Consider the following 23,778-nt stretch of genomic DNA (forward strand, 5'->3'; position numbering starts at 1 on the left):
ATTTTTTTTACGTTCATTTTGCCTTGGTGCAAACTGCGCACCACATCATGAGGTTCGCGAAAATAAAAATGGACGAATAAACGGAACTAAAAAATCATTTTGAAATTAGGAAATTCCTATGGAACATTCGCTTTCAGAATTACGTGCCTAAGGCGTTACAATCCATGTTCATTCCTTCTCTCATTATTTCTGCATTTTAAGATTCAATTCTTTGAATTGATTTTGACCATTAACGCTTACTATGTGTTGTCCCTTCAAGCGTTAATTTCTATCCTAGTCCAGCAACTTTATGATCATCTAAAATGGCTTCAGTTTCTATTTTCACCTTGTCTAAAATATCTTTAATATCATCTGAAGCTGAAATTACTCCATCAGCTAACATTTTTAATATGGCTTTGTCTTGCGCTCGTCCTTTCAACATAGCTTCTCGATAACCTATGTTTTCATTAAAGGTAACTAAACTATATTTTGATGAATAGTCTTCAGGAAATTCTTTTTCTAAAGCCATTTCAATTTTTCGTTTTTCTTGAAATATAGCCTGACCAACATGGTCTTTCATTTCATGAAAATTATCAATTGCTAAGTCTGCAATAGCGTCTGTATCTTTCTTTCTCGTTTTTTCGTAGGCTGTGAAAATTGTTTCCCAATCTGCATCTTTATTCGCCTCCAAAACTTGATCAAATTCTACAACATCTTCAAAAGATGCATTCATCCCTTGTCCGTAAAACGGAACAATAGCGTGAGCTGAGTCTCCCATTAATAAGGTGTTTCCTTTGTAATGCCAAGGTGAACACTTTACAGTTCCTAAGGGAGCTGTTGGGTTTTCAAAGAAATCTTTAACTAGATTTGGCATCAATTCTAAAGCATCTGGGAATTCTTTCTGAAAGAATTCGGTGACAATTTCTGGAGTCGTTAGATTGTTGAAATTGTATTCACCTTCAGCATAACTCAAAAATAAGGTAACGGTAAAGCTACCATCTAGGTTAGGAAGCGCAATGACCATAAAATCACCTCTGGGCCAAATGTGTAATGCATTTTTATAGGTTTTGTAATCTCCAGTTTCCGAAGGAAGAATAGATAATTCCTTATAGCCATGTGTGAGATAATTTTGTGAAAAACTAAATAAGAATTTACGTTCTAGATAGTAGCTTTTTCGTAAAGCAGACCCTGCACCATCAGTAGCAATAATGCAATCGGCATCTTCTATGAATTCTTCTTTGGTTATATAATCTTGAAAATGTGCTGTTGTATTTTCAAAATCTACAGAATTACATTTTTTATTAAAGTGAATGGCGACATTATCGTATTTTTCTGCTTCAGTCAATAACAAACTATTGAGTTTTTCTCTAGAAATCGAATTGATGTATTCATAATCACGACCGCTATAGTTTGAAAGAAACGTATTGCTTTCTTTGTCATGAAGCATTCTTCCATTCATGGGAATACACAACTCTTTGACTTGATCCTCTAAACCAACTAATTTTATAGCCTTATTACCACGGTTTGAAAAAGCTAAGTTTATTGAGCGTCCTGCTGAAATATCTGTTTTACGTAAATCGGTACGCATTTCATATACAGTGACATTATAACCTCTTTGGCCTAGTCTTAATGCGAGTAGGCTTCCGCAGAGTCCTGCGCCAATTACTAATATGTTTTGTTGTGTTTTCATTTGCTTTTTTTCTTTTTTATGTTTTCTCGTTCATTCTGCCTGGATGCAAAACGAACCAAAAGATCATTTTGAAGTCAGGAATTTTTGCGAAACATTCACTTTTAGAATTATCTGCTTAAAGTTTCGCTTTGCATCTCCATTCTTTCACTCATTATTGCTGTATTTCAAGATTCCGGCGGTGTCGGAGATTGAGACTTGAACTTTTGCTAAGTTTTATTTTTGTTTACTACTTACTTAAATCACTGTTTTCAATCGCTCAACAAATCCATAGACATCCATAAATGAATTATAGAGTGGGACAGGAGCGCATCTAATGACATCTGGTTCTCTCCAATCTGTTATAATTCCTGCCTGAGTGAGTTTATCATGCAAATCTTTGTCTGCGTTTTTAACTTGTATTGAGAGTTGACATCCACGTTGGTCTGGATCGTTTGGTGTTATGATTTTAATATTAGAATTATTTAATTCATTCAATAAAAACTCAAAGTAGCCTGTTAATTGTTTGGATTTTTCACAAAGCTTATCAAATCCTGCTTTTTCAAATACATCTAACGATGCTCGAATTGCTGCCATTGACAGTATTGGTGGATTGCTGAGTTGCCATCCTTCTGCTCCTGGTAATTGATCAAAGTCGTCACGCATTCTAAAACGTGTTTGTTTGTTATGGGACCACCATCCCGTAAAACGGTTAAGCTCTTTATTATGTGCATGGCGTTCATGCACAAAAGCCCCAGATAAACTTCCTGGTCCTGAATTCAAATATTTATAACTACACCAAACTGCAAAATCTGCGCCACTATCGTGAAGTTCTAATTTTACATTTCCGGCTCCATGCGCACAATCAAAACCAACAATGCACCCATGAGAATGACCAAGTTTTGCTATACGTTTTAAATCAAAAAACTGTCCTGTGTAATAGTTTACGCCACCAATCATAACAAGAGCAATCTCATCACCATGCTCTTTTAGGATATTTTCTAAATCTTCATAATTAGCTAATTCTTCACCTTCACGAGCTTTCCAAAGGATTAATCCTTCTTTATCATCATATCCATGATGACGTAATTGAGATTCTACAGCGTATTTATCACTTGGAAAAGCATCTGCTTCTATAAGGATTTTATAGCGTTTAGGTGTTGGTTTGTAAAAGCTCACCATCATGAAATGAAGATTTGCTGTCAAAGAATTCATGACAACCACTTCCAATGGTTTTGCACCGACAATATCAGCCATGATTTTGGTTAAAAACTCATGGTAATTTAACCAAGGGTTTTTACCATGGGTGTGGCCATCTACTCCAAGCTTTGCCCAGTCTTCTAATTCTTGATTTATATAACCTTTAGTGATTTTAGGTTGCAATCCTAAAGAGTTTCCTGTCATATATATGAGTTCGTTTCCATCGGCATCTTTAGGCATGTGAAATTGAGATCTATACGTTGAAAGTTTGTCATTATGGTCTAATTGTTCTGCAAATTCGGGACCTAATTTATAGTTGGACAATGTCTTGTGGTTTTAATTGATTGATGTATTCTACACTACTTCTTTTTTAAAATAACAGAAATAAAACGTCTTTTTATACTTAAATAGAAAAAGAAACCACAACGAAGGCTATGCTTTATATGTACATCCTGCTTTATTAAAAAAATTTAATTTTATGCAGTGGTAACTTTAAATACTCTAAAATTTAGAATATGTGTATAAAAATAAGGATTATTAATGAGGAATTAAAGCGATGAAAGCTCCATTTTTCATGAATAAACAGAAAATAATAAAGCGCTTCAACTAAGAAGATGAAGCGCTTTGATTATATATAGACACATATGTGGAATATTTATATACTTTATATACGTCCTTTAATCTATAGTTGGATGTTGTAACCACAAAAAGAAAACCCCTAATTTTAAAGTTTATTTGGTATGAACTATCTTATCGTAATATCAGTAAAATAAAGTTTCCAGTCGCCTTCCGATTTGACATGGTCTTTTGCAATTTTAATTCCGTTAAATTCTGAGTAATTTTCAAAAGAGGTTATCATTGAGGGGGCTACGGAATTACCTTTTCTAAATACCCACTCTTTTATGAGATACTCATCATTAAAATAAAAATCATAGGCGTCACCAGGTGTATAACCCCCTTCATTAGAGTATGTTATTGTGATTTTATTGAGTTTGGTTTTACACATTGGAGCTGTTTCTTTGGTGGATTCCGAAATAGTGGTTCCTTGATCCCATATAAGTTGAAATGGTGATAGTAACCAATATTTATCATTGACAAATGCTCTATCGGCATCTAGTGATAAACTATCAAGAGATTTTCTATTATAGTTTGTGTCTCCTTCATTGGAAATTAAACCAACGTTGTCAGTTTTTGGGCTCCACGTCCAAGAACGTTCAAAATGGCTATCACCTCTATCAACATTAAATGTAAATTGTATTTCGTTGACATTTTTCCAGTTATCAATGCCATAAGCTTGTGCAATCTTTTCGGCCACTGTTAATTCCTTTTGTTCTTCGGAAATCATTTCAGTTGTCGTATTTTCCTCTTTTGTTTCAGCTTTGCATGATACTAGAAGGCTAATCATACATAAGATGGTAAGTAATCGTGTCATTTGTTTTTTGCAAAGGTATGAAAGTCTTTATATTTCCGAAGTTATTATTATTTTAGAGTTTTAAATAGAGGCTATGCGTAAAGATTATTTTGAAGTCAATCGAAAAACTTGGAATGAAAAGGTGAAAATTCATTCTAAAAGTAAGATGTACGATTTAGATGCTTTCAAGAATGGGAAATCCTCTTTGATGCCATATGAACTTCTTGCTCTTGGTGATGTGAACGGGAAGTCTCTTTTGCATTTGCAATGTCATTTTGGACAAGATACGTTGAGTTGGAGTAGGATGGGAGCAAAATGCGTAGGAGTAGATTTAAGTGATGACGGCATTGCTTTAGCGAAATCTTTAAATATAGAGTTGGATTTGGATGCGAATTTTGTTCGTTGCAATGTTTTAGAAACATCAAAATATATTAAAGATACTTTCGATATTGTGTTTACCTCGTACGGTGTTATTGGATGGTTACCAGATTTGAAACCTTGGGGACAAATGATTGCCGAACGATTACATAAAGGCGGTGTGTTTTATATGGTAGAATTTCATCCCATAGTTTGGATGTTTGATTATCTAGAAGGTAAATCTGTTATGAAATATGCATACATGCAAGAAGATGCTATTTATGAAGAGTATGAAGGTACTTATGCAGATGAACATTCAAAAATGATTAGCAAGGAATATGGATGGAATCACGGTATGAGTGAGGTTGTAAATGCACTTGTTAGTGCTGGATTGCGTATTGAATATTTAAATGAGTATGACGAAAGTCCATATAACGTACTGCCAGACCTCGTAGAAACTAAACCTGGCAATTACGTTACTAAGGATAAATTATATCCTTTAATTTTTGAAATTAAAGCGACTAAATTTTAATTTTTTACTATTAATTTTGAACCTATAGATTGATGATTAACATAGAAAGTAACGACATATGTCCCTACTCTTAAATTAGAAAGATCAATTGTAGATTCATTGTTATTGAGTTCTATCGTTTTGACACGTTGGCCAAGTATGCTGTATATATTTACTCCGGAAATTTGAGAATTAGACTCAATAGTTAATCGTCCTGATGTTGGGTTTGGATAGATCTTGACTGAAAGGTTATTTTGATCTATGACACTTAAATTATTATCTGTAATCTCTATAGATATAGTGGTATTGTATAATCTGTATGGGGCAGTAGATGGAGATTCTGGACCAACAGAATAGGTTACTATGTAATTTCCAGGTATCGAGTTCGAGGTGTCAATAGTTCCTGTGTTTTGGTCTATCACCAAGCCTGCAGGTGAACTTAAAAACACACCACCAGCTATGCCGTTAGTTAGTGAAGGTGTCGCGTCTGTATCTGTAAGATCGTAAGTAGAGGCAGTGTAATCAAAAGCTGAATAATCATTGTAGTGGATGCTTAAGTATTCTAAAACAACATTGGCATAATCTATAGCAAAAGGTTCTAGCGTATTGGGGAATGCGTCGTAAGGTGCGCCTAAATCTCTTACACGACTATTAACTTTTGTCGTCATACCATCTATATTTCCGTCACCACCTACACTTGCAGGTCCTCCGGTTCCATTACCAGAACCATGTCTTCTGTTATTGTAATAGTTTCCATCAAAATAATCATGGCTAAGAGGTTGTGTGTCATCGCAGCTGTCTGAACCATAATTTGAATAACTAGGTATTGCTCTATATCCCGAGCTTACTCCACATCCAGGATAACTTGTATTTGAACCTGATGGGTCAATTGAATTATAATAGGTGCCTGGTGCATCTTGAAATAATTGTCCGAGACTGTTTTCTCCTCTAACTAATTCTTCATGAGTTAATCCATTTAGATTTGAACTCACTAAATTTTTGATTGTTGATTTATCTATGATTGTCGCACTATTTAAATCTGAAGCGTTAAGCTCTGTTGCTGTAATATTGTATCCAATTTCAATTCTTGGAACCGTATGGCTTTGTCCGTGTAAATCTATATACAGGCCTTTTCCCCATTCTGCTTCAATCTCTTGGCTCGCGTCATTTATAAAATTTTGAAAATCAATCCAATAAGATGCTGCGTGACTATTTCCGCAAGCGCCTTGACTAACCATCCTGTTAGGATCCATTTTAGAACGGTGTAGATTGTTAATGATAATATGAGCATATCCGCCTGTTTGAGCAAATATCTCGTCTTGTATTCGTCTTACAAGTATTTCTGTATTGTCATCTCGTTCATTGATCCCACAACTTCTATCTGGTAAATTGTTATCATCATCAGGATAAAAAACACCTCCAATAGTTTCTCCAGATTGAAGAACACCACCGTGTGGTGCAGATATAATGATTGGTAAGTTACCAGGAATATATTCTATATACTCGTTATTGTAACTACTAAAAATTGATACGCCAGGAGTTTGGGCTTTTGCAATACTAACAATTAGAGTAAAACAAAGCAGATAAGTAATTTTTTTCATGTTAACTGTATTTTAGATTTGATCAATCTAGAATTGATTGTCCTCTAAAATACGTCAATTAACGACAAATAAACTAATTTATTCGATGAATAGTATTAATTAGTGAGAATTACCTTTCAAAACTTCTGGCATTTCAATTTTAAACCTATTTAGTCTTGGGACAGATACGTTTGTAATGTAACTTTGGTTTGGATGTAATCGTTCATAATTTTGATGATAATCTTCACCAACCCAAAATTTTTGAAATGGATAAACTTCTGCAGCTATAGTGGCCTTTATTTTTTTGGCTAAGGCAGCTTTTTTTTCTTCAATTATTTTCTTTTGAGTGTTATTTTGATAAAAAATTATGGATCTATATTGGTAGCCTTTATCAGGACCTTGTCCATTAAGTTGTGTTGGGTTTTGAGATGCAAAATAAACATCTACAAGCGTTTCAAAACTTACGATGTTAGGGTCGTAAATGATTTCTACTGCTTCTGCATGATCTTTTATGCGTCCATAACTGTTGCTTTCATAGGTTGGGTTTTTTGTATGTCCTCCAGCATAACCACTAACAGATTCATCAACACCTTTTACACTTTCAAAAACAGCTTCAACACACCAGAAGCAACCACTTGCAAAATACGCTTTGGCTTTTCCGTTTTTTAAAGGAACTTCTATGGGCTCTGCATCAATTACTGCTTGTTGTTTGGCATTGACTTGTGCACTGTTTTGACAACTAAATAAAAGAGCGATAACTAAAGTTGATAAAATTTTTTTCATGTTTTTATTTTTTCTTTTTGAATAAGTCGCATAAAGTTAAGAAACCTTATAGTTAAGTATGTGAAAGTTTTATTAAAATGAAAAAAGCCTCTATCTAAAAGATAAAGGCTTTTTAATATAACTTAATAATGGGTTACAGTTTTGCAAACATCTTCTCCATTTTTTCTTTTTCTTCTTTTGCTAGTTCTGCGTCAACCAAAATTCTACCACTATGCTCATCTGTAATAACTTTTTTACGAGACGCAATTTCAACTTGAATTTGTGGTGGAATTGTAAAGAAAGAACCTCCAGATGCACCTCTTTCAATCGGTACAACTGCCAATCCGTTTTTTACGTTATTTCTAATACGGAAATAAGCTTTCACTAAACGATCATCTAATTTCTTTTGGAAATCTTCAGATTTTTTAGTTAGCGCTTCCTCTTCTTTTTGAGTTTCAGCTAGTATTGAATCTAACTCACTACGCTTGTGCTTTAAGTGGGTTTTGCGATCCTTTAAACGAGATTTATTCTCATCTATAACTACTTTCTTTTGATCAATTTGAACTTTAAATTCTTTAATGTGCTTTTCAGCCAATTGAATTTCTAATTCTTGAAATTCAACTTCTTTGGTTAAAGAATTATATTCTCTGTTATTTCTAACATTCTCTTGCTGTTCAGAGTACTTTTTGATAAGAGCTTTCGCTTCTTCCATTAAGTTCTTTTTTGATTTAATTTGATCGTCAATTAAATCAAGATTGATACCTAGATTTTCAAGTCTTGTATTTAAACCTTCAACTTCATCTTCTAAATCTTGAACCTCTAAAGGAAGTTCTCCTCTAACATTTCTTATTTCATCTACTCTAGAATCGATTAATTGTAAATCATACAATGCTCTTAACCTATCTTCAACAGATGCTTCAGCTTTTTTTGCCATAATTATAAATACTTTACCGGATTTGTATTCGTCGTTGATAAAACGACTGCAAAACTAGTGTTTTTTTGCGAGAGATAGTCAACTAAAAATGTTTTTGTGAACTGTTCACTTTCATAATGTCCAATATCTACTACAATTATCTTTTTTTCTGCGGAAAAGAAATCATGATATTTCAAATCTGAAGTGATTAAAATGTCGGCTCCAGCTCTTTGAGCTGCCGTTATTGCAAAACTTCCTGATCCTCCTAATACCGCTATTTTTTTTATTTTTTCTTTTGATATTTCAGAATGTTTAATACAAGAAACATTCATTTTTTCTTTTACAAATTTCAAAAAGGCTTTGGTTTCTTGAGTTTCTTTGAGCTCTCCAACCATACCTATCCCAATATGTTGATCATAATTATCTAATGTGGCTACTTCAAATGCAACTTCTTCGTAAGGATGATGTTCAAATAAAACTCTAAGTAATTTCGATTCAACATGTTTGTTGAAGGTTACTGAGATTTGGACTTCGGCTTCTTCGTGTAATTCGCCTCTTTTGCCAAGTGTTGGATTAGAGTTTTCATTCCCTCTGTAAGTTCCTTGGCCTTGTGCATTAAAACTACAGTTGTCATAATTTCCAATGTTACCAGCACCAGCTTTAAAAAGTTGAGCTCTTAGAGTATTTGCATTTCCGAGGGGAACATACGTTGTCAGCTTTTTTATAGTGCCTCTCTGTGGAATTAAGATTTTCTTGTTTTCTAAGCCAAGGGTATTGCAAATAATATCATTTACACCTCTAATTGAATTATCGAGTGCTGTGTGGATTGCATAAATTGCGATGTCATTTTTAATTGCTTTTAAGACTGTTCTTTCAACATAATCTTTACCAGTAAGGGCTTTTAATCCTTTGAAAATGATGGGATGAAAACTCACAATGAGGTTGCAGTTTTTCTTTATAGCTTCATCAACGACAGTTTCCAGGGTGTCTAAAGTGATTAGTACTCCAGATACCTCTGAATTTTTATTACCTACTAGAAGTCCGACGTTATCAAAATCTTCAGCATAAGCCAAAGGAGCTAGTTCTTCTAGTTGGTTCATGATGTCTTGAACGATCATATTTTTTTGTGTTGAGTTTAAAAACAAATATAAAATATTAACTTCGTTCTAATGAAACTACTTAGAAAAATACTTTTTCCTATCGTTCCTATTTATTTTATGGTGACTTGGTTGCGTAATAAATTCTATGATTTAGGTTGGAAATCTTCAACGTATTATTCTCATCCTATTATTTGTGTTGGTAATTTGAGTACTGGAGGTACAGGGAAAACGCCTACAATAGAATATTTGATTCGTTTATTGAAAGATCAACATAAAGTCGCAACATTGAGTCGCGGGTATAAGCGAGAAACAGTTGGTTTTATTTTGGCAGATGATAAAGCAACACCTAAATCTATTGGTGATGAACCATTCCAGTTTTATAGGAAGTTTAAGGATATTAGTGTTAGCGTAGATACAGATAGACAACATGGGATTGAAGAACTTTTAAAGTTAAAGCAGCCAGATGTGATCCTCTTGGATGACGCTTTTCAGCATAGAAAAGTTAAAGCAGGTTTTAATATTTTATTGACGAGTTTTAGCGATCTTTATTTTAATGATATTGTCTTACCTACAGGTAATCTAAGAGAGCCAAGAGCTGGTGCTAAACGCGCAAACATTGTGGTGGTTACTAAATGTCCAGAGAAATTATCTGCTTCAGAAAAGGAACACCTTAAAAATAAGCTAAAACCTTTAGAGCACCAACAGGTCTATTTTAGTTTAATTTCATATTCGGAAACTGTCTATGGTGAAAAAGAGGAAATAACGCTTAAACAATTTGAAGGTAAAAAAATAACTGTGGTTACAGGGATTGCTAATCCAGTGCCATTTTTGGAGTATTTAAAATCAAAATCTCTAGACTTCGAACACTTAGAGTATAAAGATCATCATGAGTTTTCTTCTTCGGAAATAGATTTTTTAAAACAGAAGGAGGTAATTTTAACGACTGAAAAGGATTATGTGAGATTAAAAGAGAACTTTAATTCTAAGCCATCACAATTGTGGTATTTGCCAATATCATTTAAAATTAATAATACTGATATGTTTGATAATCAAATACTAGCGTTTGTTAATTCATTCAACTCTTACTAAAGAGAAGTGGTTTATTATTGGTTATCAGATAAAACTTCGTATAATTTTTTCTCAAAGTCTTTTTGCTTGAACGGTTTAGATATAATATCGTTAAAACCAGCTTCATCAAACTCATGCATTTTATCTTCTAACGTAACAGCAGTAAGAGCAAAGATAGTTAGCTTTTTATCAAAGGTTCTAATGATTTTAGTAGCTTCTAATCCGCTAATTCCTGGCATATGAATATCCATTAGAACAACGTTGTACTTATTTTCTTTAACCTTTTCTATAGCTGCTTCACCATTATCCACGATATCACATTGCAGGTTCATCTTACTAAGAATTTTTTTAGTAATCATTTGGTTGATCTTATTGTCTTCTACAATTAAGATTTTAATATTGCTAATGTCTAATTTGCTAATGTTTTTAGAGTAGTCTTCTGTTTTAATTTCAATAGTTTCTGGGGCGTAGGTAAGTGGGATTTCGAAAAAGAAGGTTGTTCCTTTTCCAAGTTCACTTTTTAAGTAGATTTTTCCTTTTAATATTTCAATAAGTCCTTTTACTATAGATAGACCTAAGCCTGTACCACCATATTTTCTATTAATTTGTATAGAGCCTTGGGAGAAGCTTTCAAACATATTATCTTGTTTCTCTTTAGAGATACCAATACCATTGTCTTCAATTTCAAAACGCAAGGTATGGTCACTTCCAGTGTTACTGATACTATTTACTCTAACCCAGATGTCACCATCTTTTGTGAACTTAATAGAGTTACCTATGAGATTGATGAGTATTTGAGATATTTTAAGGTTGTCACCAATGAACGTTTCAGGCAAGTTAGATTGATAATCATAATGCATCTTAGTGTTATTATTTGATGCCTGGTTATTAAGTGCAGAACATACATTTTCTACCTTCGTTTTAAGGTTAAAGAGTACAGGGTCCAACTCTACTTTGTTCGCTTCTATTTTATTGATTTGAAGAATATCGTTAATGAATGTTAGTAAATAATCACCAGAGAATTTTAAAGATTTCAAATGAGGTATTTGATTTTCACTAGGTTCTTCTTCTAAGAGCATATTGGTTAAACCTGTAACAGCATAAAGAGGTGTTCTTAATTCGTGTGTTACTGTTGATAAAAAGTTTGCTTTAGTTTTTGATGCCAATTCAGCTCTTTTCATGGCCTCTATTAAGTCATCATTTTTCTCTTGAAGCATGTTATTAGACTTGAGTCTAATGTTATTATTCTTGTATAATGAAAGTGTTAAGAGGGATAAAATTGTAATCAATGCAATACTAAGTATTGTTGTAACTTTGGCTAAGTTACTTTCAGATTCTTGATCTTCAATTTGTTTCTTTAATTTCTTAAATTCATCAGCATTAAATGCTTCAATATAATCTGTCGATCCTGTAGGTGATAAATTTGCTCGTTCAACAGTTAATATAGAATCTGAAATTTTTGAATGCTTTAGTAGATAATTGTGAGCTTGTTCAAAATCTCTATTCTTTTCATAAATTTCGCTGAGACTTAAAAAAGCTTCGTCAATATTATGTATTTGGTTGTTTGATTTAGCTACATTTAAACCTTCAAGAGCAGATTGAATACTTTGCTTCTCATTACCTAGGTTAAGTAGGGTTTTACTGTTGTAAATCAGCGCTTTAGATAATATGTCTGCTTGATTGTTCTTTTTAGCTAAAACAATTGTGTTTTCAAATAAAGATTTAGCTGTCTTGTACTCTTTTAATTTGAAATGTACCTTTCCTTGGGTAAGCGTAACCTCTGGTATCTTGGTGTTTAAATTTTTTTCTTCGAAGAGCGTCTTAGCAGAATTTAAATATTCTAGAGCATCTTTATATTCTTCTTTTCCTGCATGAAGAGCTCCTTTGATACTGTATGTAATAGCAAGATTTTCTATATCTTCTATTTCTCTTTGAATCTCCGCAGCTTTGATAAGTGAAGCTAATGATTTATCAAATTTGTTAGTTATAAATTGTAATTCACCAATTTTAGCTAATATGATACCTTGACTTTTCTTGTCTTCAACTTTGATAGAAAGCTCTAGAGCCATGTCAAGATTCTCTTTAGAATTGAAGAAATCTCCTCTTTTTAAATCAAATTCAGACTGTGTTATTATATTTGTTATGCGAAGTTTTGAAACATCGATATCTTCTATATCATTATTTTGAGCAGTTATTGCACAAGAAAATAATAATAGAACAGTAACTATATAGTATTTTATTTGGGACATATTAGACCTCTTCAATTTGGACAAATATAAATATTTATTCGACAAAAGACACTATTTTACCGTTAAATTGCATATTAAATCTAAAATTCTACTAGAGTAGCCAGTTTCATTGTCATACCAACCAACAATTTTTACCATGTTACCAATGACAGATGTCATTTGAGAATCAAAGATGCAAGAGTGTGTGTTACCAACAATATCAATGGATACGATTGGATCTTCTGTATATTCAAGAATATTTTTTAAGTATGTATCTGCAGCTTCTTTAAATGCTTGGTTAATCTCCTCTATGGTGACTGTTTTTTCTACATTAAACGTAATATCGGTTAATGAGCCATTAGCAACGGGAACTCTAATGCCACAACCACCAATGACCTCAGATAATTCAGGGAAAATTTTAGTTAGTGCTTTTGCAGCCCCAGTAGTCGTTGGCACAATAGATTGTCCTGCAGCTCTCGCGCGTCGTAAGTCATGGTGAGGTTGGTCATGCAAACTTTGATCTGTTGTATAAGAATGGATGGTTGTAATATAGGCTTGTTTTACGCCACACAAATTGTTTATAACAGAAATCATTGGTGCGGCATTGTTAGTGGTGCACGACGCATTAGATATAATTAATTCGGTAGCATCAATATCTTTATCATTAACTCCTAGAACAACTGTTTTAATATCATCTTCAATAGGCGGAACTGATAGAATAACCCTTTTAGCTCCATTTGTGATATGATGTTTGAGGACTTCAGACGTTTTAAATTTCCCGGTAGATTCAATAACAAAATCTACATCATAAGGAGACCAATCAATTAAACTTGGATGGTCTTGATTGAGAAGTTTAATTGATCTGCTATTTAGAATGATAGCGTCTTCCAAATAAGAAATCTCATGTTTTGAAACACCATGAATGCTATCATACTTTAATAGGTGACTTAGTGTCCTAGCATCTGCAAGATCATTAATGGCCACAACTTGAATGTCATTTCTATCTTGAATTAGTCTGAAAACACGACGACCTATGCGTCCAAAACCATTAATTGCAACACGAATCATTAATTGATATGTTTTTGAGCCTTGTATGATGATCTTACTAAAGCACTACTTTCTACATGTCGAAATCCTAAGTCAAGGCCAATCGCTCTATATTCGTCAAATTGATCTGGTTCAATAAATAGTTTTACTGGTAAATGCTTTTTACTAGGCTGTAAATATTGACCTATAGTCACTACATCAACATCATTAGCTCTTAAATCGTGAAGGGTTTCAATGACTTCTTCTCGCTTTTCCCCTAAGCCTAGCATGATTCCAGATTTCGTTCTACGCTGACCTTGTTGCTTTAAATATTTAAGCACACCTAGACTTTTGTCGTATTTAGCCTGTATGCGAACCTCACGTGTTAAACGTCTTACGGTTTCAATATTATGTGACACGACTTCTGGGGCGACATCAATAACTCTATCTATATGCTGTTCTATACCTTGAAAGTCCGGAATTAATGTTTCTATTGTTATATTTGGGTTCATTCGTCTCACTGCTTTTACAGTTTCGCTCCACATAATACTTCCCATATCTTTGAGGTCGTCTCTATCTACGCTTGTTAAAACAGCGTGTTTGATACCCATAATCTTAATAGATCGTGCTACTTTTTCTGGTTCGTCCCAATCTACGGTTTCTGGTCGTCCAGTTTTAACTCCACAAAATCCGCAAGAACGGGTACAAACATTTCCTAAAATCATAAACGTTGCTGTCCCTTCTCCCCAACATTCACCCATGTTAGGGCAACTTCCAGAAGTACATATGGTATTCAATTTGTACTTGTCAACAAGACTTCTTAATTCTGTATATTTTTTTCCTGTAGGTAATTTGACTCGCAACCATTTTGGTTTTGGTTGACGTTCGACAATAGGCTTTGATAAGATTTTTGTATCCATTTACACTATTTATAGATTGCATTGCAAAGATACAAAGTATAAAGTTAATTAGATGTATTTAGGGTGGTGAGATACCAGATACTAAAACCTATTAAAAAAAGAATTCCTAACCAACTCAATATATGAAGTGCAGTGCTTGGTTGTGATTCTTTTGGCGTATGCCTACTACTAATTAATCTGTAATTAATTATCGCATAAAAAGGTGCGGTTAAGAAGGATAAAACTGTCGCTAATTTAATAAGAAAAATCATATCAGACTTAAAGAAAAAGAATATTAGAATGGTTCCTGAAATCAAGATTAAAATCCATAATAAATAGGGTTGTCTCAATACTTTCCCAAAAAGAAGTTCTGTGGTTTTTGCCATTGCTCTTGGCGAGGCGTCAAGAGTCGTAAGTGTTGTGCTAAACATTGTTGTGAACGCAGCAATAGCTATAAAAACATAGGACCAATTACCTAAACTTTTCGTATACATTGAAATTAACTGATTAGAAAATTCGCCGGCTTTCCCACTAAAAACTTCTTCACTATTATACATAACTAAAGCCCCTAAGCTTAAAAAGCCTAAACCTAGGACTATCGTTGTAAAGTAGCCAACGTTAAAATCGAAAAGTGTTGATTTGACCGTATAATCTGTTTCAGTTTTTTGTTTCTCTATAGCCCAAATAGAGTGCCAAATTGAAATATCTAAAGGTGCGGGCATCCAGCCCATGAATGCTATTAAGAACCCAAACTCCAAAGTGCTTGGGAATACCTGAGTTAAAGATAACGTCTGGTTTGAATTTTTAAAAGCAAAAAATACGGCTGCGACAGTACTAATTGTTAATGTGATAATAATAAACTTGATGAGTTTATCTAAAAAACTGTACTTACCTATAATTAGTATAAAGAAACAGATAGACAGGATGATGACTGTCCAAATTTCTGTAGAGATGAAATCGCCAAAAATAGAAGTTGCTAATCCAGCAGTCACTATTGTTACTGCAGTTTGGATTGTAAACATGGTGGCAAATGTGAGAATAAAGTAAATAATTAAGATGCCTTTACCTAGTTTTTTATAACCCTCGAGAAGTGTTTCTCCAGTTGCCATGGCATAACGAGGACCAAATTGAAAAAAAGGATATTTAAAAATATTGACTAGCACTAGAGCCCAAATTAGTCCAAAACCAAAGTCTGCCCCAGCTCTTGTAGATTGCACGAGATGCGAAACACCTATTGCAGCACCTGCAAATAATAAACCTGGACCTATTTTTTTGAGATTAAAAGTCATTATTCCTTCTTGATAATCGCTGCCAATAGCTTTTTCGCACGTAGAAGCTTCACTTTTACATTATTTATTGGCTCATCTAATTGCTCAGATATTTCTTTGTAGCTTAATTCTTGAAAGTATCTCAAATTAATAACCTCTTGATAGTGAGGTTTTAGTTTTTTGATATCACGAAGTAATTTAGCTAAATTCTGCTCGGTGATGAGTTTGTCTTCAGGTGACGGCGATTTATCAATAATACTGTAATACTCATTGTCTTTATCTGTATTAGACTGACTAGAAATAGTTGATTTTTGTTTTCTTACTAAATCAATATGAATGTTTTTGGAAATGGCAACCAGCCATGTTTTAAACTCATAATCCTCATTATAAGTATGAATTTTATCAAACGCTTTTGAAAATGTTTGTATGGTAATATCTTCTGCATCATTTTCGTTTTCGGTACGTTTTAATTGAAACCCGAAAACTGTATTCCAAAACCTATCTAATAAGAAATTAAAAGCAACTTGGTCATTCTTTTTAGCTTTTACTATCGCGTCTTTTACTTCCAATGTTTTGGTTTTGATGAGAGATTTTGCATAAATATAAAGAATTGAAGAATAACTAATAAGAATTCTAAGATTGGAGCGTAAATGAGTAAGTTTTTTTCGTCAAGTTTTGCAGATGCAAAATATAGCGTTGTATATTGAATAATGAAGCGCAAGAATATTAAACCTAAAACTAATTCCCATTTATAGCAGAAACTTATTATAATTATAGCCAAGGCCCAAAAGAGAAATTGTGAACAATAGAATAAAGAGAGCAGTATTTTATGTTTTAGCTTGTAGTGAGATGCTGTGCTAATATGTCTTCTTTTTTGTAGTAACCAAGATTTGAATGTTTTCTTCGGAATAGACTCTGTAAAACTATTTTTTGAAATACAAATTACGGTATTTTTTGGAGTAGCTGTTTGGTTGACGAATAAGTCATCATCTCCAGATTTTATATTCATATGGTTCATAAAACCGTTGGCTTCAAAAAATAGCTCTTTTCTGTAGGCCAAATTTCTTCCTACAGCCATATATGGCAATCCAATATTTGTATATGAAAAATATTGAACTGCTGTCATGAATGTTTCAAACCTAATAAGTAAATTAAGGAGCGATCCTTTTACTTTTTGATAAGGTCCATAACCCAAAACAAGGGTTTTTTCAGGGTCAAACCTTGCACTCATTTCATTGATCCAATGTTTGGACATTGGTTTACAATCGGCATCTGTAAATAATAAAGTATTATATTTTGCTGCTTTGATGCCTAATGTTAAAGCATATTTTTTGTTACCCCAAAATTTTTCTAGCGGTTGTACATTAACAATTTTTATGTGCTCATTATCGTCTTTGAAAGTTTCCATAACTTTCAAAGTTTTATCAGAAGAACTATCATTTATAAGGACAACTTCAAAAGTTGGATAAGACTGAGATAGTATAAGAGGTAAGTTTTTTTTTAAATTTTTAGCCTCATTTTTAGCACAAATAATAATAGAAACAGGTTGGTGGGAATTAGAGACGTTCCTTTGTTTTGCCGCAGCAAATTTCCCGAAGATAAAGCCGTAGAACACTAGTTGGACGACAACAATAACAATAAAGGCGTATAATAGAACCTCAAAAATGATCATTAACTATTACGAGTGTTGAGGTTCGTCGCAGTTTTCAAATTGGTCAGCAGATTTCCCACAGAAACCACAAGCTTCACCTCCTTGATTGAGCATAGGGTTTTGGCTAGCACATGTGCCAGCAAATTTTCCGTCTTTTTTAGCCCAAATTTTAATTGCAATACCTGCGACACCAAGACTTAAAAGAATGAATGTAATTAATAGGAGTTTCATTTATGTATACTTATTTCTGTAAAGGTAAAGATTATCTATGTTTTATCATAGAGATTAACAAGTTGAAGTTATTACAATTAAAAAAGCCACTTTTAATAATTCAAAAGTGGCTTTTTTTTACTGTTATTAATTATTCCTGCTTTTAAGTTCAATTTCTGCAACCGGTTCGTCGTTTATATTTGTTTTATTATCCTTCTTAGATCCAATTCTAATACTTAAACCAAGCGCATTTTCCAAATAAGGTAAATTTTGCATCTTTCTTTCAGATGGATCTATAACTCCAAGACTAACTAGATCTTCTTCCATTTGAGCCCAAACTTCATAAAATTGATCTTCTCCTAATTGTGGTAAAGACACAACATCAATCATGGATGTCTTTTCAACAGCATTGATGTAGGCAACAGTTTTTAAGTTTTTAGCGCGAGCATTTCCTCTGAACACATATTTTTCGGTTTCAGGATTATTCAGTTTCATAAACTGACGCATCACATCATCAAGTTTTTGATTGTTGATTTCTATATCACTTCGTAAGTCAAATATTTCATCTACAACAACTTGATTTTCATTACGTAACTCGTTATTTTGTTGATACATCATATATGAAGCACCAGCGAAAAGTAAAGCTATAATGCTTGCAGCAATACTATACCAAGGGGTTTTGCGATGTAAAGTCTCCATTTGAATTATAGCAGTAGCATCTTCATTAACTTCATTTAGTATTTGGTCTAAAATAAATTTAGGAGTTTCTACGGCATCAACTTGTGCCAAAATTTGAAGATGATCTTGCAGTTTTAGATACTCACTTTTAACTTCTTGGTAAGTGTCAATATAATGTTCTACTTTTAGACGATCTGAAGCAGAAATGTCATCTAGTATGTATTTATCTAGTAAACCAGATTTAAAAAATGTATGTAATTTTTTTTCCATTTTTATTTTTTTTCTGGATCGTAAACTTTTTTAAGTTCTCGCAGTCCAATTTTTAATCTAGACTTAATAGTGCCTAATGGGATGTCTAACTCATCACTAGCTTCTTGTTGGGTCATCCCTTCAAAAAACAAGGCTTTCAAAACGATTTGATATTTCATGTCTAGTCGGGCAACATGCTCTTTTAGATCTATCACATCTTGATTTAAATTTGCTGTTGGTAAAATATATACGTTTGATTTATTAATTTGGACTTCTTTTTCAAATCTATTATTGAAACTTCTTAATTTATCAATGGCAGTATTTTTTGCTATTCTGTATAGCCACGTAAATAATTTAGCTTTTTTTGAATCATACTTTTTAGCATTTTTCCAGACTTTGATAAATGTTTCTTGAAGGGCATCTTGAGCTAATTCTTCGTTAATAGTTACTTTTAAAATTACACCATATAGACTGTCTGAATAATTTTCATAAAGAAGATTAAGTGCTTTTTTATCGCCATTTGCGAGTAATTCTACTATTTGTTGTTCTAACGAAGTGCTCAAAAATTATAAGTTAATTTTTTTTTAAAAATAGATTTTGAAACGTTTAAAATTTGGTTTCAATCGTTTATGTGTTAAGACGGTAAAATTAGTAAAATAATACTAAAATAAAATTTAATCCATTACCATACAATTTTTATGGAATAGAATTTTTTTCTTCCAAAAGGAAAATTGATTAATGGTATTCTCAATACTATTCTATAGTAAATATTAGCCTCATCAACTTGAGACTTTTTCTTATAAAATATTTACTTCAGCTTCAATATGAATTCCAAAAATTCTTAGAATAGTTTTTTGAATTAATTTTGAAAGTTCTAGAATGTCCTTTCCGCTTGCACCACCATAATTGACGAGTACTAAAGCCTGTTTTTTATGAACACCATAAGTATCAAATGTTTTCCCCTTAAAGCCAGCTTGTTCTATAAGCCAACCTGCAGGAACTTTTGTTTCGGTTTTTGAAATTATATAATGAGGTACATCAGGGAAGTTTTTCTGAAGTTTCAAAAATTCTTTTTTTGTAATTACCGGATTTTTAAAAAAACTTCCACAATTCCCAATCTCTTTGGGGTTTGGAAGTTTACTTTCTCTAATCGCAATTACTGCTTTAGATACATCTTGAATTGTTGGTTGATCGATATTCATGTTTTCTAATTCTGAAGTAATCGCTCCATAATTAGTATAAAGTTTATGCTTATTTGTAGTTAATTTAAAGGTGACATTCAAGATAATGTAGCTGTCCTTGACTTGTTGCTTAAAAATCGAATTTCGATACCCAAACTCACATTCAATATTAGAGAATGTTTCTACGTCTAAAGTATTTAAATTTAGAGCGTCACAAGAGTGAAAAGTATCTTTTAATTCAACACCATAAGCACCTATATTTTGAATTGGACTGGTGCCAACATTTCCAGGAATTAATGATAAATTTTCTAATCCTCCAAAATTATGATTTAAGGTCCAAAGGACAAACTCGTGCCAGTTTTCGCCAGCTTGACATTTAATAAATACGTCATTTTCAGTTTGCTCTAATACAGTTTTACCTTTTATATTTAAATGAATTACTAACGCAGCTATATCTTTAGTAAGTAACATATTGCTACCTCCTCCTAAAATAAATTTCTGTGTAAATTTTTCCGAAGAGAAAATAGATTTTAGATCATCTACCGAGTTGACCGATACAAAGTGTTTTGCCTTGACATCAATCCCAAAGGTATTGTAAGATTTTAAAGATATGTCGTTTTGAATTTGCACTAGTCTTTATATGCTTTTAATGCTTCTTTCAAAATATTTACTGCCTTTCTTAAACTGTCTACATTTAAAACATAAGCGATTCTAATTTGGTTTAAACCAACACCAGGAGTGCTATAAAAACCTGCTGCAGGAGCTACCATTACTGTTTCTCCATTCAAATGAAATGATTCTAATAGCCATTGTGCAAAAGCATCACTGTTTTTAATTGGTAACTGTGCGATACAATAAAAAGCACCTTTAGGGTTACCTACTTGAACGCCTTCAATTTTATTTAACTCTTCAATTAAAACGTTACGCCTTTCTTCATATTCTACAATAACATCATCAAAATAACTTTGAGGAGTTTCTAATGCTGCTTCACTAGCTATTTGTGCTAATGTTGGTGGGCTCAATCGCGCTTGTGCAAATTTTAAAGCCGTTTTAATAACCTCTTTGTTCTTTGATACTAAGCAACCAATACGAGCCCCACACATGCTGTACCTTTTTGATACGGAGTCAATGATAATGGCATAATCTTCTAATCCTTCTTCTTGAAGAATTGAGTAATGGGTAGCTCCATCATAGGTAAATTCTCTATAGACTTCGTCAGCAATTAAAAATAAATCATGTTTTTTTACGATACGCGCTAATTTCTTTATTTCTTCTTTAGAATATAAATAACCCGTTGGATTCCCAGGATTGCAAATTAGAATAGCCTTCGTTTTAGGTGTAATTAATTTTTCAAACTCTTCAATAGGAGGTAATGCGAAATTATCTTCAATTTTAGAAATTACTGGAACAACTTTTACACCAGAGGCCGTTGAGAACCCGTTATAATTTGCATAGAACGGTTCTGGAATTATAACTTCATCATCTACATCCATAACGGTACCAAAGGCAAATAAAAGCGCTTCGCTACCACCTGTGGTTACAATAATGTCATCATGTTTAACATGAATATCGTTTTTCGCGTAGTAATCTGCTATTTTAATACGGTAACCCTCTGATCCTTCCGATCTCGTGTAAGCTAAAATATCTAATGAATGCACTCTAACGGCATCCAATGCGACTTGAGGTGTTTTGATATCTGGTTGACCTATATTTAAATGATAAACTGTTTTTCCTTCTTTATATGCTTGTTCAGCAAAAGGGACTAGCTTACGTATTGGAGATTCTGGCATTGAAACTCCCTTATTAGAAATTCTTGGCATAATTGTGATTTAAGAATGTAAAGTTCTGAAAATAATCTTAAAGTTTATTTAAAACAAAGGTAAAAAACAAACTATGAAATAAAGAGTTGTAACTTGGTATTTATACTTATGAATAATACTAGAAAAATAGGCTCCTTTAGTTGGATTATGCTTTTGAGCATGTCCTTTTCTTTTGCGCAAGGTGAATTTAATTTACCGGGAAAACAAAGAGATAAGATTAAATTTAAACTCATAAATAATCTTATTGTGTTGCCCATAGAAATTAATGGTATCGAATTATCTTTTTTGTTAGATACAGGTGTAAGTAAACCAATATTATTTAATATCACCAATACAGATTCTCTTCAAATGAACAATGTGGAGACTATATTTTTGCGTGGTCTTGGAGAAGGCGAAACTGTTAGAGCCTTAAGGTCAAAAAACAATTTTTTTAAAATTGGTGATGCTGTTAATGTTAATCAGGAGGTCTATGTCGTATTTGATCAAGAGATAAATTTCACACCTAGGTTAGGTATTCCTGTTCATGGTATTATTGGCTATAGTTTATTTAAAGATTTTATAGTAGAGATTAATTACAAGTCTAAAGTCATTAAGTTAAATAAGAGAGAAGGCTACACTTATAAATCTTGCAGGAAGTGTGAAACGTTTGGACTCTCTTTTCATAATAACAAACCGTATATTGATGGGGAAGTCACCTTAGGTGAAGATATATTGCCTGTGAAATTGTTAATAGATACGGGAAGTAGTGACGCCTTATGGCTTTTTGAAGACGATAAGCTTGGTATTACTGCTGAAAACAATAACTATTTTCAGGATTTTTTAGGAAGAGGGTTGAGTGGTAATGTTCACGGTAAGCGCTCTAAGATTAGTGCTTTTAGGCTCAAAGATTTTACATTAAAGAATGTGAATGCAGCTTTTCCAGACTCGTCAGCAATTAAACATGCTAAAAGAATAGAAGATAGAAATGGAAGTTTGTCTGCTGAAATTTTGAGGCGTTTTAATGTTATTTTTGATTACAAGAGTGCTAAGCTAACTCTAAAAAAGAATGGTAATTTCAATGCCGAATTTCAATATAATAGAAGTGGTATTGTTTTGGAGCAACACGGTTTTAGATTAGTAAAAGAATCTGTTAAAAATAAGAGTGTAGATAATTATGGTCGATCAAACGAAGACAACATCACTATTTCTACAGTTAAATCTTATCGTATAGGTCTAAAACCTGCATATACTATTATTGAAGTTAGACAAAATTCACCAGCTCAAAAAGCAGGTTTACTCGAAGGTGATGTCCTTCTTTCTATAAACGGGAAGCAGGCCTATGAATTGAAATTACAAGAGGTAACACATTATTTTAGAGGTAAAGTTGGAAAAACTATTAGGCTTAAAATAGAACGAGGTAACACAGTTATAAATGTAGAGTTTCAATTAGAAGATGTATTCAAAAAAAAAGAACTCCCAAATTAGAGAGTTCTTTGTAATATAAGTGTAATATTTTTACTGCTCCATTACGCTTTTCTCAGTTTTGTCCAAAACATTAGTCTTGCTTGAATCTATAACCAAACCTTTAATCTTTAAAGCTACATTAGGAGTGTCTGCATTAGAAGTTACTGTAATTGTTTTTCTAATTGGGTTAACTCTGTTAGTATCATACTTAACTTCAATCTTTCCAGTTTCTCCCGGTAAAATAGGGCCGTCTGGTTTTTTAGGCACGGTACAACCACAGGTTGACTTTACATTAGATATAATTAAAGGTGCATTTCCTGTATTGGTGAATTCAAATATTCTCACACCATCAGAACCTTTTTCTATTGTTCCGTAATCTATTACGTCTGTTTTAAATTCTATTTTGGCTACTTTCTCTTGAGCTAATACCCCAAAGCTTATAAAAGCTACACATAAAATGGCTACTAATTTTTTCATCATTTAAAGTTTTAAATTGATAAGATCAAAATTACTTACTTTTTGGCATATGGCAAAATAAATTAGATGTATAACCTTTTAATTAACATTAATTACGAATT

At 32.8% G+C, this 23,778-nt stretch carries 22 protein-coding genes; 3 read left to right on the forward strand and 19 right to left on the reverse strand.

The window, feature by feature from the left end; genetic code table 11:
- Positions 1–268: 268 nt before the first annotated feature.
- The 3 genes from ACJAZK_RS05700 to ACJAZK_RS05710 all read right to left on the reverse strand — a co-directional run bounded on the left by ACJAZK_RS05700 (position 269) and on the right by ACJAZK_RS05710 (position 4,277).
- Positions 269–1,669: an FAD-dependent oxidoreductase gene (locus ACJAZK_RS05700; protein WP_415223038.1), complete on the reverse strand. Its 1,401-nt coding sequence runs from the start codon at positions 1,667–1,669 to the stop codon at positions 269–271.
- A 234-nt stretch (positions 1,670–1,903) separates the two neighbouring features.
- The gene (gene kynU, locus ACJAZK_RS05705) at positions 1,904–3,169 is read right to left on the reverse strand and encodes a kynureninase (protein WP_415223039.1); all 1,266 of its coding nucleotides are present in this window, start codon (positions 3,167–3,169) and stop codon (positions 1,904–1,906) included.
- A 421-nt stretch (positions 3,170–3,590) separates the two neighbouring features.
- Positions 3,591–4,277, reverse strand: a complete 687-nt coding sequence (locus ACJAZK_RS05710) for a hypothetical protein (RefSeq protein ID WP_415223040.1) — start codon at positions 4,275–4,277, stop codon at positions 3,591–3,593.
- A 73-nt stretch (positions 4,278–4,350) separates the two neighbouring features.
- Between ACJAZK_RS05710 and ACJAZK_RS05715 the strand changes: the two genes are divergently transcribed.
- Positions 4,351–5,145 carry a class I SAM-dependent methyltransferase gene (locus ACJAZK_RS05715; protein ID WP_415223041.1) on the forward strand — a complete coding sequence of 265 codons (795 nt, stop codon included), beginning with the start codon at positions 4,351–4,353 and terminating at the stop codon, positions 5,143–5,145.
- Here ACJAZK_RS05715 and ACJAZK_RS05720 read toward each other — a convergent pair.
- The 4 genes from ACJAZK_RS05720 to ACJAZK_RS05735 all read right to left on the reverse strand — a co-directional run bounded on the left by ACJAZK_RS05720 (position 5,142) and on the right by ACJAZK_RS05735 (position 9,497).
- Positions 5,142–6,725 (reverse strand): T9SS type A sorting domain-containing protein, encoded by a 1,584-nt coding sequence (locus tag ACJAZK_RS05720; RefSeq protein WP_415223042.1) that lies wholly within the window; start codon positions 6,723–6,725, stop codon positions 5,142–5,144. The genes ACJAZK_RS05715 and ACJAZK_RS05720 overlap by 4 nt on opposite strands.
- Before the next feature lie 99 nt (positions 6,726–6,824).
- Positions 6,825–7,487, reverse strand: a complete 663-nt coding sequence (msrA, locus tag ACJAZK_RS05725; protein ID WP_415223043.1) for a peptide-methionine (S)-S-oxide reductase MsrA — start codon at positions 7,485–7,487, stop codon at positions 6,825–6,827.
- A gap of 133 nt (positions 7,488–7,620) precedes the next feature.
- Positions 7,621–8,400 (reverse strand): zinc ribbon domain-containing protein, encoded by a 780-nt coding sequence (locus tag ACJAZK_RS05730; RefSeq protein ID WP_415223044.1) that lies wholly within the window; start codon positions 8,398–8,400, stop codon positions 7,621–7,623.
- A gap of 2 nt (positions 8,401–8,402) precedes the next feature.
- Positions 8,403–9,497 (reverse strand): Nif3-like dinuclear metal center hexameric protein, encoded by a 1,095-nt coding sequence (locus tag ACJAZK_RS05735; RefSeq protein ID WP_415223045.1) that lies wholly within the window; start codon positions 9,495–9,497, stop codon positions 8,403–8,405.
- 51 nt (positions 9,498–9,548) lie between these two features.
- Between ACJAZK_RS05735 and lpxK the strand changes: the two genes are divergently transcribed.
- Entirely contained in the window at positions 9,549–10,568 is a 1,020-nt protein-coding gene (lpxK, locus tag ACJAZK_RS05740; protein WP_415223046.1) for a tetraacyldisaccharide 4'-kinase, read from the forward strand.
- Positions 10,569–10,582: 14 nt separating this feature from the next.
- On the opposite strand, the gene ACJAZK_RS05745 is transcribed toward lpxK, so the two are convergent.
- The 11 genes from ACJAZK_RS05745 to ACJAZK_RS05795 all read right to left on the reverse strand — a co-directional run bounded on the left by ACJAZK_RS05745 (position 10,583) and on the right by ACJAZK_RS05795 (position 21,757).
- Complete coding sequence (locus ACJAZK_RS05745) at positions 10,583–12,796, reverse strand: ATP-binding protein (protein ID WP_415223047.1); 2,214 nt, start codon at positions 12,794–12,796, stop codon at positions 10,583–10,585.
- A 51-nt stretch (positions 12,797–12,847) separates the two neighbouring features.
- Complete coding sequence (gene gap, locus ACJAZK_RS05750; RefSeq protein WP_415223048.1) at positions 12,848–13,843, reverse strand: type I glyceraldehyde-3-phosphate dehydrogenase; 996 nt, start codon at positions 13,841–13,843, stop codon at positions 12,848–12,850.
- Positions 13,843–14,721 (reverse strand): lipoyl synthase, encoded by an 879-nt coding sequence (gene lipA, locus ACJAZK_RS05755; protein ID WP_415223049.1) that lies wholly within the window; start codon positions 14,719–14,721, stop codon positions 13,843–13,845. The genes gap and lipA overlap by 1 nt, the downstream gene beginning before the upstream one ends.
- A gap of 44 nt (positions 14,722–14,765) precedes the next feature.
- Positions 14,766–15,989, reverse strand: coding sequence for an Nramp family divalent metal transporter (locus tag ACJAZK_RS05760; RefSeq protein WP_415223050.1), 1,224 nt, complete (start codon positions 15,987–15,989; stop codon positions 14,766–14,768).
- The gene (locus ACJAZK_RS05765) at positions 15,989–16,537 is read right to left on the reverse strand and encodes an RNA polymerase sigma factor (RefSeq protein WP_415223051.1); all 549 of its coding nucleotides are present in this window, start codon (positions 16,535–16,537) and stop codon (positions 15,989–15,991) included. The genes ACJAZK_RS05760 and ACJAZK_RS05765 overlap by 1 nt, the downstream gene beginning before the upstream one ends.
- The gene (locus ACJAZK_RS05770) at positions 16,528–17,640 is read right to left on the reverse strand and encodes a glycosyltransferase (RefSeq protein WP_415223052.1); all 1,113 of its coding nucleotides are present in this window, start codon (positions 17,638–17,640) and stop codon (positions 16,528–16,530) included. The genes ACJAZK_RS05765 and ACJAZK_RS05770 overlap by 10 nt, the downstream gene beginning before the upstream one ends.
- A gap of 6 nt (positions 17,641–17,646) precedes the next feature.
- Entirely contained in the window at positions 17,647–17,850 is a 204-nt protein-coding gene (locus ACJAZK_RS05775; protein ID WP_415223053.1) for a membrane or secreted protein, read from the reverse strand.
- Positions 17,851–17,976: 126 nt separating this feature from the next.
- Positions 17,977–18,777 carry an anti-sigma factor domain-containing protein gene (locus ACJAZK_RS05780; RefSeq protein ID WP_415223054.1) on the reverse strand — a complete coding sequence of 267 codons (801 nt, stop codon included), beginning with the start codon at positions 18,775–18,777 and terminating at the stop codon, positions 17,977–17,979.
- Between the two features lie 2 nt (positions 18,778–18,779).
- The gene (locus ACJAZK_RS05785; RefSeq protein ID WP_415223055.1) at positions 18,780–19,319 is read right to left on the reverse strand and encodes an RNA polymerase sigma factor; all 540 of its coding nucleotides are present in this window, start codon (positions 19,317–19,319) and stop codon (positions 18,780–18,782) included.
- A gap of 234 nt (positions 19,320–19,553) precedes the next feature.
- Positions 19,554–20,567: a UDP-N-acetylmuramate dehydrogenase gene (gene murB / locus ACJAZK_RS05790; protein ID WP_415223056.1), complete on the reverse strand. Its 1,014-nt coding sequence runs from the start codon at positions 20,565–20,567 to the stop codon at positions 19,554–19,556.
- Complete coding sequence (locus ACJAZK_RS05795; RefSeq protein WP_415223057.1) at positions 20,567–21,757, reverse strand: pyridoxal phosphate-dependent aminotransferase; 1,191 nt, start codon at positions 21,755–21,757, stop codon at positions 20,567–20,569. Before ACJAZK_RS05795 ends, murB begins: the two co-directional genes overlap by 1 nt.
- Positions 21,758–21,865: 108 nt before the next feature.
- Here ACJAZK_RS05795 and ACJAZK_RS05800 point away from each other — a divergent pair, with 108 nt between their 5' ends.
- Positions 21,866–23,221 carry an aspartyl protease family protein gene (locus ACJAZK_RS05800; RefSeq protein WP_415223058.1) on the forward strand — a complete coding sequence of 452 codons (1,356 nt, stop codon included), beginning with the start codon at positions 21,866–21,868 and terminating at the stop codon, positions 23,219–23,221.
- A gap of 30 nt (positions 23,222–23,251) precedes the next feature.
- Here the strand turns inward: ACJAZK_RS05800 and ACJAZK_RS05805 are convergent, their stop codons facing one another.
- Positions 23,252–23,677, reverse strand: coding sequence for a DUF1573 domain-containing protein (locus ACJAZK_RS05805; protein ID WP_415223059.1), 426 nt, complete (start codon positions 23,675–23,677; stop codon positions 23,252–23,254).
- Between the last annotated feature and the right edge of the window lie 101 nt (positions 23,678–23,778).

Origin of the sequence: Psychroserpens sp. (genome assembly GCF_047633235.1) — a bacterium.
Classification (GTDB): Bacteria; Bacteroidota; Bacteroidia; order Flavobacteriales; family Flavobacteriaceae; genus Psychroserpens.